Annotated in this window: 11 protein-coding genes; 7 read left to right on the forward strand and 4 right to left on the reverse strand. The window is 71.0% G+C overall.

Features of this window, described 5'->3' with window-relative positions:
• Positions 1-1,154 (reverse strand): ABC transporter ATP-binding protein (locus HGA02_RS03420; RefSeq protein WP_168677601.1); only part of this gene is annotated, 1,154 nt, incomplete at its 3' end.
• A gap of 75 nt (positions 1,155-1,229) precedes the next feature.
• On the opposite strand from HGA02_RS03420, the gene HGA02_RS03425 reads away from it, so the two are divergent.
• Positions 1,230-1,805 (forward strand): TetR family transcriptional regulator, encoded by a 576-nt coding sequence (locus tag HGA02_RS03425; protein WP_168677603.1) that lies wholly within the window; start codon positions 1,230-1,232, stop codon positions 1,803-1,805.
• A 133-nt stretch (positions 1,806-1,938) separates the two neighbouring features.
• Here the strand turns inward: HGA02_RS03425 and HGA02_RS03430 are convergent, their stop codons facing one another.
• On the reverse strand, positions 1,939-2,214 hold the full coding sequence (locus tag HGA02_RS03430; protein WP_168677605.1) for an adhesin: 276 nt from the start codon (positions 2,212-2,214) through the stop codon (positions 1,939-1,941).
• Positions 2,215-2,487: 273 nt separating this feature from the next.
• On the opposite strand from HGA02_RS03430, the gene HGA02_RS03435 reads away from it, so the two are divergent.
• Positions 2,488-2,901 carry a nitroreductase family deazaflavin-dependent oxidoreductase gene (locus HGA02_RS03435; protein WP_246247375.1) on the forward strand — a complete coding sequence of 138 codons (414 nt, stop codon included), beginning with the start codon at positions 2,488-2,490 and terminating at the stop codon, positions 2,899-2,901.
• 39 nt (positions 2,902-2,940) lie between these two features.
• Here HGA02_RS03435 and HGA02_RS03440 read toward each other — a convergent pair whose 3' ends face one another.
• The gene (locus tag HGA02_RS03440; RefSeq protein ID WP_210728120.1) at positions 2,941-3,573 is read right to left on the reverse strand and encodes a carbonic anhydrase; all 633 of its coding nucleotides are present in this window, start codon (positions 3,571-3,573) and stop codon (positions 2,941-2,943) included.
• 148 nt (positions 3,574-3,721) lie between these two features.
• Between HGA02_RS03440 and HGA02_RS03445 the strand changes: the two genes are divergently transcribed.
• The 5 genes from HGA02_RS03445 (at position 3,722) to HGA02_RS03465 (ending at position 10,152) form a co-directional block, all read left to right on the forward strand.
• Positions 3,722-5,014 (forward strand): extracellular solute-binding protein, encoded by a 1,293-nt coding sequence (locus HGA02_RS03445; RefSeq protein ID WP_425483023.1) that lies wholly within the window; start codon positions 3,722-3,724, stop codon positions 5,012-5,014.
• Positions 5,015-5,027: 13 nt separating this feature from the next.
• The gene (locus HGA02_RS03450; protein ID WP_168677609.1) at positions 5,028-5,999 is read left to right on the forward strand and encodes a carbohydrate ABC transporter permease; all 972 of its coding nucleotides are present in this window, start codon (positions 5,028-5,030) and stop codon (positions 5,997-5,999) included.
• The gene (locus HGA02_RS03455; RefSeq protein WP_168677611.1) at positions 5,999-6,847 is read left to right on the forward strand and encodes a carbohydrate ABC transporter permease; all 849 of its coding nucleotides are present in this window, start codon (positions 5,999-6,001) and stop codon (positions 6,845-6,847) included. The genes HGA02_RS03450 and HGA02_RS03455 overlap by 1 nt, the downstream gene beginning before the upstream one ends.
• Before the next feature lie 16 nt (positions 6,848-6,863).
• On the forward strand, positions 6,864-8,138 hold the full coding sequence (locus tag HGA02_RS03460) for an ABC transporter ATP-binding protein (RefSeq protein ID WP_168677613.1): 1,275 nt from the start codon (positions 6,864-6,866) through the stop codon (positions 8,136-8,138).
• Positions 8,139-8,865: 727 nt separating this feature from the next.
• Positions 8,866-10,152, forward strand: coding sequence for a HEPN domain-containing protein (locus tag HGA02_RS03465; RefSeq protein ID WP_168677615.1), 1,287 nt, complete (start codon positions 8,866-8,868; stop codon positions 10,150-10,152).
• 195 nt (positions 10,153-10,347) lie between these two features.
• Here the strand turns inward: HGA02_RS03465 and HGA02_RS03470 are convergent.
• The coding region (locus HGA02_RS03470) for a PfkB family carbohydrate kinase (protein ID WP_168677617.1) at positions 10,348-11,156 on the reverse strand (809 nt) is incomplete at its 5' end.

Genomic DNA, 11,156 nt, shown 5'->3' on the forward strand with positions numbered 1-11,156 from the left:
CCCGCGGCCGTGCGGCCGTCGCGCGCACCGTCCGTGTCGACCGACGCCGCGTCCATGCCCCCTCCGGCCGGCGCCGCGCCCGGACCCGCCGGCGCCGGCGGCTCCTCCGTCTCCATCGCGGTGACCTCGCGGATGCGCGCGGCCGCGGCGATGCCCGACTGGAGCTGCGTGAAGCTCTGCGTGAGCTCGGTGATCGGGCCGACGATGTTGAACGCGTACAGCAGGAACGCGACGAGGCTGGACACCGCGAGCAGACCCTCGGACACGCGCCACGCGCCGAGGCCCAGGATGACGACGATCGCGAGTTGGATGCCGCCCCACGACACCGTCCACGCGACGGCGGTGGTCCGCACGGCGCGGATGGCGTGGTCGCGGGCCCCCTGCGCGTCGACGAGGATCTTGTCCCCCTGCCGCCGCTCGGCCCGGCTCGACTTCACGGTGCGGACCGCGCGCAGCGTGCCCTCGAGCGTCCCGCCGAGGCGGCCCATCGACTCCTGCGACGCCTGCTGCGCGGTCCCGATGCCCGGCAGCAGCACGGCCATGACGGCGCCGACGACGACGATCGCCGCGATGGTCGTGCCGAGCAGCACGAGGTCGAGCACCGCCATGAGGACGAGCGTCCCGATCAGCGACACGGTCCCGTTGACCAGGCTGACGAGGCTCGACGACGCGGCCTCGCGCAGCAGGACCGTGTCGGACGTGGTCCGCGTGACGAGCTCGCCGACGGGCCGGCGGGTGATCGCGGGGACGGTCGCGCGCAGGAAGTGGTCGACGAGCGAGCGACGGGCGTCGTAGACGATGCGCTCGGCGACGGTCCCCATGAGGATCCACTGCGCGAGGCCGACCGCGGAGCCGACGACGAGCAGCGCGAGCAGCACGCCGACGGGTGCCGCGAGGTCGCCCGACGCCGTGAGCGAGTCGAGGACCCACTTGGTGACCATCGGCGTCGCGAGGCCCATCGCGGTGGCGGCGAGGCCCAGGACCAGCCCGAGGGACAGCGAGCGCGCGTGCGGGCGGGCGAACGAGACCAGGATGCGCAGCCGCTCGCCGCGCGGGAGCTCGGGCTCGGCCGGTGTGGTCGTGGCGCCGGGAGGCGGGTCGGCGGTGTCCGGTGCGTCCGGGGTGTCGGTCGAGGGCGCGGTCGTCGGCGGCATGCGTCTAGTGGAACACTGGTGTTCCATCCCGGTCAACAGTGATTCCACTGTGGAACACGGTGCTACTGTCCGATCGTGAGCACGGACATCGCGAGCGGCGCGCGCGCCCGCACCCGGCGGGCCATCGTCGACGCCGCGATCCGCACCCTCGCGCAGGACGCCGGCGCGAGCCTCGGCCAGATCGCCGACGCCGCCGACGTCGGCCGCACCACGCTCCACCGCTACTTCCCCGAGCGCGGCGACCTGCTCGCCGCCGTCACCGAGGAGGCCGGCACGCGGCTCGCCGCCGTCGCCGACCGAGCGCGGCTCGACGACGGGCCCGGGCTCGACGCGATCCTGCGCGCGTGCCAGGAGTGCCTGCGCCTCGGCGACCTGCTGACGCTCGTCTTCACGGGCCTCGTGCCGCTCGAGGACTGCGACCTGGCCGACGGCTTCACGCACGCGCTCGACGCCGCCTGCACACGCGGGCTCGCCGACGGGTCGCTCGACACCCGGCTCACCGCCGCGTGGGTGCAGACCACCGTGTGGGCGTCGCTGTACGCCGCGTGGAGCGAGCTCGCGCAGGGCACCGCCGGCCCGCACGACGTCGTGACGCAGCTCCTGCTCACGGTCGGCAAGGGTCTCGCGGCACCCGACGCACCGCCGCGCTGACGGCCCACGCGGTCGGCACCCGGACACGGGAACGGCGGGGCGGGAGTGACGCCTCCCGCCCCGCCGTCGGGGACGCCGTCCCGCTCAGCGAGCGGGGACGGTCCAGGGCCGCGGCCTCACCGCGGCGCCCGGGTCACTGCGGCGAGAGCGTGAAGCTCGAGCCGCTCGCCGTCGGCTCCACGTCCAGGCGCTGCGCGGACAACGTGTGCGCGGCGCGCTGGTCGACGTAGACGCGGGCACCCGCCTCGGACACCACGTCGTCACCGGGCACGGGCGCGGCGACGAGCGCGAGCTCGAAGCCTCCCGCGTCCTGCTCGGCGATGCGCAGCCCGCCCGTCTCGTCGGGCAGGCCGGCCCGCTCCGTGAGGGTCCGGACGGCGGTGCAGGCGTTCTCGGTCAGGGTGAGCACAGGCGGCTCCTCTCGTGCCGGGGAACACCACCCCGTCGCGGTCGACCCGGGGGCCGTCCGACGCCGGGGCAGCGCTTGCGGACCTCTCCACCGTGGGTCGGACCGGCGCGCGGAGGCAAGTCGAGTCCCGCCCAGCGAGACCGTTCGCGACACGCCGGGCGTCCCGGTCGCACCATCCCGCGCGACCTCCTACGTTGCGCACCCGCCCCCTCGGACGCCGACCGCGACGGACCCCGGGTGCCGCGCCGGCGGACCGTCGGTACGGTCCACCCCATGCCCATCCCGCACTGGATCACCCGCGTGAACCGGGCCGTCACCAACCCGGTGATGGGGCTCTTCTCGGACCGGGTCCCGCCGCTCGCGACGCTGCACCACGTCGGTCGCTCGTCGGGCCGCCGCTACCGCACCCCCGTCATGGCGTTCCGGACGCCCCGCGGCGTCGTCGTCGCGCTCACCTACGGCCCGGACGTGCAGTGGCTGCACAACATCGACGCCGCCGGCGGGGCGCGCCTCGTCCGGGCCGGGCGGGTCCTCGTGCTCGACGACCCCGTCCGCCTGCGCCGCGACCTCGTCGAGGCCGGTCTGGTGGGTCGGCGGCAGGACGGGGGCCTCTACTGGCGCGAGCGCCTCACGGCCCACGACGAGGAGCCGGGCGCTCGCCCGGGCCCCGAGGACTCCTGGCTCTGACGCGCGGCCCCGGGCGTGCCGCTGCGCCCGCCCCGGCCGTCAGCCGATGTCGCCGACGGACTCCGTCAGGTGCACCTGGCCGTCCGCGAGCGTGTACTCGAGTCCGACGATCGCGCAGCGCCCCTCGGCGATGGCCTCGGCGAGCGACACCGAGTAGCCCTGCAGCATCTGCACCGTGTGCCGGACGTGCTCGTGGCCGAGCGTCGCGGCGTCGACGTTGCCGATGCCGCCCTCGCCCGCGAGGTTGACGATCGAGGGGATGACGCGGTCGACGACGGCCCGCACGAACCCGCGGGGGAGCGACCCCTCCTGCAGCGCGGCGGTCGCGGCGGCGACGGCCCCGCACGAGTCGTGGCCGAGGACGACGACGAGCGACGCGCCCAGCACCTCGACGCCGTACTCGATCGACCCGATGACGGTCGTGTCGAGCACGTGCCCGGCGGTGCGGACCACGAACACGTCGCCCAGGCCCTGGTCGAAGATGATCTCCGCCGCGACGCGCGAGTCCGAGCAGCCGAAGATCACGGCGAACGGGTGCTGGGCGGTGGAGACCTCGGTGCGGCGGTCGATGCCCTGCGACGGGTGCTCCATCTCGCCGCGCACGAAGCGGGCGTTCCCCTCACGCAGTGCGGACCAGGCTTCGGCGGGCGTCACGTTCGGCACGCCCGCCATCGTGGCAGCAACGCGCCCGAGCGGCAGCGCGTGACCGCCAGGCGGTCGCCCGTCACCCGCGCGGGATGACGCACTTGTGTAGCGGACCTGCGACAACAGGAGTAGGCAAGGTCATGGCGCGACGCTGCGCCGACGGGGGAGGTGGCTCGTGCGACGCCGGACGAGAGCGCTCGTGATGGTGGCGGCGGTCGGTCTGCTCGCGCCGCTCGCGGCGTGCGCGGCCGAGTCCGGTCCGCCCGTGCTCACGTGGTACATCAACCCGGACGACGGCGGTCAGGCGGAGATCGCGAGCCGCTGCACCGACGAGGCCGGTGGCGAGTACCGGATCGAGGTCTCGGTGCTGCCGCGCGACGCCGCGTCGCAGCGCGAGCAGCTCGCGCGCCGCCTCGCGGCGAAGGACACGTCGATCGACCTCATGAGCCTCGACCCGCCGTTCATCCCGGAGCTCGCCGAGCCCGGGTTCCTCGCGCCGATCCCGGACGACGTCGCGCAGCGCGTCTCGCAGGACGTCGTGCAGGGCGCGCTCGACGGCGCGACGTGGGGGGACGAGCTCGTCACGGTCCCGTTCTGGGCGAACACGCAGCTGCTCTGGTACCGCAAGTCGGTCGCTCAGGCCGCGGGCCTCGATCCCGCGACGGCACCCGTGACGTGGCAGCAGATCATGGAGGCGTCGAAGTCCCAGGACAAGTACCTGAGCGTGCAGGGCGCCAAGGCCGAGTCGCTCACCGTCTGGATCAACGCGCTGGTCGAGTCAGCGGGCGGGCAGATCCTCGAGAACCCCGAGGCACCGGCCGACGAGCTCACGCTCGGGCTCGACTCCGACGCGGGCCGCGCCGCCGCGGAGATCATCGGCACGATCGGCAAGGACAACCTGGCCGGACCGGCGCTGCCGACCGAGGACGAGAACGCGTCGATGACGATCTTCCAGGGGGACCGCGGCTCGTTCATGGTCAACTGGCCGTTCGTCTGGCCCGCGACCAAGGCGGGCGTCGAGGACGGCGCGATCGAGCAGTCCGTGCTCGACGACATCGGCTGGGCCCTGTACCCGCAGGTCGACGAGGCGCAGGAGTCCCGGCCGCCGTACGGCGGGATCAACCTCGGCGTCGGCGCGTTCAGCCGGTACGTCGACCAGGCGTTCGCCGCGGCCGAGTGCATCGTGCAGCCCGAGAACCAGGTCTACTACTTCGTCGAGAACGGCAACCCGCCGTCCAACACGACGGCGTTCGACGACCCGCAGGTGATCGAGGCGTTCCCGATGGCCCCCGTCATCCGCCAGTCGCTCGAGCAGGCCGCGCCGCGACCGCAGACGCCCTACTACAACGAGGTGTCGTCCGGTCTGCAGGAGACGTGGCACCCGCCGTCGTCGGTGAACCCCGACACGACGCCGCAGAAGTCCACCGACTTCATCACCGCGGTCCTCCGCGGCGACCAGCTGCTGTGAGAGGGGAGGGGTCATGACGAGCCAGGCGACCGCCCCCGCGGCGGCAGAGATCCGCGGCACGGCCGGGCGACCCGCGAAGGCGCTGCGGTCCGACCGCGCACGGGCCGAGGCGCGGCTCGGCTGGTACCTCGCGGGACCGGCGTTCGTCGTCATGCTGGCGGTGACGCTGTACCCGATCCTGCAGGCGACGTACGACTCGCTGTTCCGGTACCGGCTCACCGCCCCCGACGACCGCACCTTCGTCGGGCTGGCCAACTACGGCGTCGTGCTGTCGGACGCGGTGTGGTGGCAGGCGTTCGGCGTGACCGTGCTCATCACGGTGGTCACCGTGGCGGTCGAGCTCGTCCTCGGGTTCGCGCTCGCGCTCGTCATGCACCGCGCGATCAAGAGCCTCCGCGGGCTGCTGCGGACCGCGATCCTCGTGCCCTACGGCATCATCACCGTCGTCTCCGCGTTCGCGTGGTTCTACGCGTTCGACATCAACTCCGGCTACGTCAACACGTGGTTCGACTGGGTGCCCGGCATCAACGAGGACCTCAACTGGTTCGCCCAGTTCGGCACCGCGATCTTCGTCATCATCGCCTCGGAGATCTGGAAGACGACGCCGTTCATCTCGCTGCTGCTCCTGGCGGGTCTGGCGCAGGTGCCCGGCGAGCTCGACGAGGCCGCCGAGGTCGACGGCGCGACGTGGTGGCAGCGCCTGCGACGCGTCACGCTGCCGAACATGAAGGCCGCGATCATGGTCGCCGTCCTGTTCCGGGCCCTCGACGCGTTCCGCATCTTCGACAACGTCTTCATCATGACCAACGGCTCCGCGGGCACGACGGTGCTGTCGCTGCTGGCCTACCGGACGTCCATCGGGAGACTCGAGATCGGCCTCGGGTCCGCGATCTCGGTGCTGCTGTTCCTCGCGGTGATCGGGATCTGCTGGATCGCGATCAAGCTCTTCAAGGTCGATCTCGCCGGTGCGAGGGGGGAGAGCTGATGAGCGCCCTGTCCACCCGCATGAAGGTCGCCTGGGCCGTCATCACGGTCCTCGTGCTGACCTACGCGCTGTTCCCCGTGCTGTCGATCATGGCGACGTCGTTCAAGCTGCCCAGCGAGCTCAACACCGGCACGTTCCTCCCGTCGCAGTGGACGTGGACGAACTACAACGAGATCCTCGGGCCCGACGGGTCCGCCCGGGACCTGTTCCTGCCGGCGCTGCGCAACTCGATCGGCATCTCGCTCATCGCCACGGCCATCGCCGTCGTCCTCGCCACGCTCGCGGCCTACGCGATCGCGCGGCTCGACTTCCCCGGCAAGCGGCTCATCCTCACGACCGCGCTGGGCGTCTCGATCTTCCCCGTCATCTCGATCGTCACGCCGCTGTTCAACCTGTGGCGCAACATCGGCCTGTACGACACGTGGGCGGGCCTGATCATCCCGTACCTGTCCCTCACGCTCCCGATCTCCATCTGGACGCTCGCCGCGTTCTTCCGGCAGATCCCCTGGGAGCTCGAGCAGGCCGCGCAGGTCGACGGCGCGACCAACTGGCAGGCGTTCCGCAAGGCGATCGTGCCGCTCGCCGCACCCGGCGTGTTCACCACCGCGCTCATCGCGTTCTTCATCGCGTGGAACGACTTCGTCTACGGCATCTCGCTCACCTCGACGAGCCGCGCCCGCCCCGTGCCCGCGGCCCTCGCGTTCTTCACCGGCGCCTCCCAGTTCGAGGAGCCGACCGGTGCCATCTCCGCCGCGGCGGTGATCGTCACGATCCCCGTCGTCATCCTCGTGCTGCTGTTCCAGCGCCAGATCGTCGCGGGCCTGACCCAGGGCGCGGTCAAGGGCTGACCCGAAGGAGACCTCCATGGCTGCGATCACCCTCACCGACATCCAGAAGCGCTACCCCGACGGCTTCCACGCCGTGAAGGGCGTCAGCCTCGACATCGCCGACGGCGAGTTCGTCATCCTCGTGGGCCCGTCCGGCTGCGGGAAGTCGACGCTGCTGCGGATGATCGTCGGGCTCGAGGACATCACCGACGGCGAGCTGAAGATCGGCGGCGAGCGCGTCAACGAGAAGGCGCCCCGCGACCGCCAGCTCGCGATGGTGTTCCAGAACTACGCGCTCTACCCGCACCTCACGGTGGCCGAGAACATCGCGTTCCCGCTGCGGCTCACCAAGGGCCAGTTCACCGAGGCGCAGATCCGGGAGAAGGTCAGGTTCGCCGCCGAGACGCTCGAGCTGCAGGACCACCTCGAGCGCAAGCCCGCGAACCTGTCCGGCGGGCAGCGGCAGCGTGTCGCGATGGGCCGCGCGATCGTCCGCGACGCGCGCGCGTTCCTCTTCGACGAGCCGCTGTCCAACCTCGACGCCAAGCTCCGCGGCCAGATGCGCACCGAGATCGCCCGCATGCAGCGCCGCATGGGCACGACCACCGTGTACGTCACGCACGACCAGACCGAGGCGATGACGCTCGGCGACCGGGTCGCCGTCCTCCGCAAGGGGGAGCTGCAGCAGGTCGCGTCGCCGCGCGCCCTCTACGAGCACCCCGTCAACCTGTTCGTCGCCGGGTTCATCGGCTCGCCGCCCATGAACTTCGTGCCCGGCGAGCTCTCCGGCGACACCCTGAGCCTGCCCTTCGCCGACGTGCCGCTCACCGACGACCTGCGGGGCCGGATCGGGTCGCGCCAGCTCGTGATCGTCGGCATCCGGCCGGAGCACTTCGAGGACGGCACCGTCGCGCAGCGGCAGGGTCGCACCGGCGGCGTCACGTTCGAGGCGGACGTCGACGTCACCGAGTGGCTGGGCTCCGACCTGTTCGCCTACATCCCGTTCGAGACGCACGAGTCCGTGCGCGGCAAGCTCGAGGAGCTCGACCGGGACCTCGACGGCGAGGGCCTGCGCACGCAGCTCGTCGTGGCGCTCGCGTCCGACTCCCGCGTCCGCGACGGCGACCGGGCCTCGCTGTGGTTCGACGCGTCGAAGATCCTCGTGTTCGACCCCGAGACGGGCGACAACCTCACCTTCGACGAGCGTGAGGCGAAGGCGATCGACGAGCAGAACGAGCAGGACCGCAAGGCGTCGCTCGAGCGGGCCCACGCGCGCGAGCAGCGCGACCGGGAGCGCACGAAGACCGCCTGACTGCGCGCAAGGCCCGCTCGGACCTTCTCATGACGAGGGATTGCCGTATCTTCCGCAAGCCGCGACAAGCGTGTTTCGGGTGCATGCGGTGCCTGCAAGCGGCTCCATTCGGACCGCCGGCGAGCGTACTTCTGCGGCTGGGCAATTCGAGGTCATAAACCGAGAACAGAGCACGGTCTCGGTCGTCGGTCGTCGGTCGTCGGTCGTCGGTTGTCGTCGTTGGTCGGGGGGGGAGGGTGGCGCCAGCCATCGCGGAGCGAGGCCGTAGGCGCTTTGACGCCGGGACGGTCAACGGCAGGACGACCGGTGATCAGTGCGTCGCCGGGCGCTCGGAGTGGCGGAAGTAGGCGGTGGTGGCGGTTCCGGATGTCCTTCGGGCCGCCTTCGTCGCGGGTCGGTTGGACGGGCGGGGCGCGCGAAGCGAGTCCGCGAGCGGAGCGCGGGCCCGGCCCGCGAGGCCGACCCCGCGCGAGGGGGCCGCGCGCCTCGAGGCAGTACGGAAGGCGCTCGCAAGCCTCGAAGGCGCGACGGCCGGCACGCGACGGCGAGGCGTCGATCGAGGCGCTCTGCACGGTACATTCGGGCATCAACGCCGCCGTCGGCCCGTTCCGTTGACGTGCCTTGCGGTTCGCCGATAGGCAAGTCGCCACCCCTTCGGGCACTCGCTGCATCAAGTCGAAGCACCGTAGCCGCTGACCAGACAATCGCGCAGAATGGCCCGTCCCTTATGGCGATCTACCCTGAACTGAGACTCGCGATCGACGCATGGCGTGCGGAGGCGCTCCCCCTTATAGCAAGCTACGACGGCCGTCCGATCGCTGTTGTGCAGGATCCCTGGCGCGTCATCGAGCAGAGCGAGCAAACAGCGACCATTTCACGGGCCTCAAGGCCGCCTGCAGTCCGAATGCCGCCCGAACTAATGGCTGAATTCGGACGTCTGGCAACCTGGGCCAAGGTGCGCGAGGAGATCGCGAAAGTCGTTGACCTCACCGGTGCCAATCTCGCGGGCGTGGACGATCGCGAGCTCAACGCGGCCGCGAAGCTTCTCCCGCCGCCGGGGGCTGACGTTGAGGGGTCTCTGGATGAAGTATTCGAAGAGTTCTACGAACAGTTCGAAGAGTTCCTCGCTGAGCCGCGTCCTCAATTGTCGATATGGGTGTTGCCCACCTCACCCGCGGCGGCGATCGACTTAGAGGATGGAATCCAATTCGACCGACTAGAACCGACCGAGTTGGCGGTTGCACTGAACCTTGGGGTAGTGCGCGTCGGCAGCGCTTCGCGGATCGTGGTTTCTGATTTCCAATGGACATTTGGATGCATTCGACATTCCCACAGGACACTGTTCGATTTCGACGAAGACGCGACTTTGATTCCAATCGACGAAGCGATTGATGCGGTTCTTGCGCTGACGTCACCTAGGCCTATCGCCACCCTTGGGACATTCTCGGTGGCTAAAGACTGGCTGTTTGGCGGCATGGGGCGGTCGTACCAACAAGCGGTTCGTGAGACGTCCAGCCATACGGTCAGCACTGTCTCGGGTGAGCGAGTTGCGAAAGTCTGGCGTCTCGTCAGATCGCCTGCGCTTCCTCGACCAATCCGCCTCGCACTGCGGCGACTCAGGCACTCTCCCATGCGAACTCATCCCGAAGATGAGCTTCTCGACCTCATGATTGCGGCGGAAGCGCTGTATCTCGGTGGGGCAGAGCAGGGTGAACTATCGCACCAATTGAGCTTGAGGGCGGCGCTGTGGGCGCCTGAGGACGGGATTGTTGGTCGGCGGGAGACGCGAGCGCTGATGAAGAAGGCCTACTCGCTTCGCAGCCAGATAGCCCATGGCCGAGCCGTGGATTTAGAGAAGCAATTCGAGGTGTTTCGTAATAGATACGACTACTGGGAAATAGTCTGGCTCGTGCGACAGGTCCTTTCGGTCGCCTGCGAAAAGGCGCTCCGCGCGCCCGCATGGCCGCCAGACTGGGAGGCCATGCTGTTCCCCGACGCGGCAACAGACCCTTAGGAGAGCGGAGCGGGCGAGGAACGCGAGGGCTCACCGCTTCGACAGGTGCGGGGGGTACGGCAGACGAGCGTCCGCTCGGACACCGTGTCGCCTGGTGGGCGCGGGTTACGGATGGAGCGGCCTCGAGCAATCGACCCCTGAACGAGTGAGGCGCGGCCGGTCGTCGCCCGCGGGCGGTTCCGCGACGGTCAGCCGTCAGGCGTCGAGCTCGGCCGACGTCGGGGGGTTCGCGCCCGGGCGCGACACGGTGATCGCGGCGATGCGCGCGCAGCGCTCGAGCACGCGCTCGACCGTCGCCGCGTCCACGTCGCGCAGGGCCTCCCGACGGTCCGCGCCCAGCAGCCCGGCGGACCACAGCCCGTCGATGAGCCCGCCCATGAACGAGTCGCCCGCGCCGACGGTGTCCGCGACCTGGACCTTCGGTGCCGGGACCGTGAGGCGTGCCCCCGCCGACGTGCTCGCGAACGCGCCCTCGCCGCCGTGCGTCACGACCACGAGCGCGGGGCCGGACCGGCTCCACTCCTCGGCGATCTCCGCGGGCGCGACACCCGGGTGCAGCCACGCGAGGTCCTCGTCGCTGACCTTGACCACGTCCGCCAGCCGCACGAGCGCGTCGACGTACGGCTGCGCGTGCGCGGGCGAGCCCATGAGGGCCGGGCGCAGGTTCGGGTCGTAGGTGATCGTCGACGTGCCCTGGCGCCGCGACACCTCGTGCGCGACGCGCGCGCCGCCCGGCTGCAGCACCGCCGCGATCGACCCCGTGTGCACGACGACCGGGTCACCCGCGGGCTCGTCCCAGGACGTCGGCAGGTCCCACTCGAGGTCGAACTCGTACGTCGCGACGCCCTGCGCGTCGAGGTGCGCGGTCGCGACGGGCGTGCGCGCGGGCGACCGGTCGCCCTGCAGCACGCGCACGTGCGACGCCTCCAGGTGCCGGCGGACTGCGTCACCCTCCGCGTCGAGCCCGAGCCAGGTGAGCAGGTCGACCTCGCGCCCCAGCCGCC

The sequence above is a fragment of the Cellulomonas septica genome, from assembly GCF_012396155.1.
In the GTDB taxonomy this organism is placed as follows: domain Bacteria; phylum Actinomycetota; class Actinomycetes; order Actinomycetales; family Cellulomonadaceae; genus Cellulomonas; species Cellulomonas septica.

What these genes read in the sequence shown, in the direction of transcription:
- HGA02_RS03455 (WP_168677611.1), top strand. Translation starts at nt 5,999, where the DNA reads ATGAGCGCCCTGTCCACCCGCATGAAGGTCGCCTGGGCCGTCATCACG.
- HGA02_RS03450 (WP_168677609.1), top strand. Translation starts at nt 5,028, where the DNA reads ATGACGAGCCAGGCGACCGCCCCCGCGGCGGCAGAGATCCGCGGCACG.
- HGA02_RS03465 (WP_168677615.1), top strand. Translation starts at nt 8,866, where the DNA reads ATGGCGATCTACCCTGAACTGAGACTCGCGATCGACGCATGGCGTGCG.
- HGA02_RS03440 (WP_210728120.1), bottom strand. Translation starts at nt 3,573, where the DNA reads ATGGCGGGCGTGCCGAACGTGACGCCCGCCGAAGCCTGGTCCGCACTG.
- HGA02_RS03435 (WP_246247375.1), top strand. Translation starts at nt 2,488, where the DNA reads ATGCCCATCCCGCACTGGATCACCCGCGTGAACCGGGCCGTCACCAAC.
- HGA02_RS03460 (WP_168677613.1), top strand. Translation starts at nt 6,864, where the DNA reads ATGGCTGCGATCACCCTCACCGACATCCAGAAGCGCTACCCCGACGGC.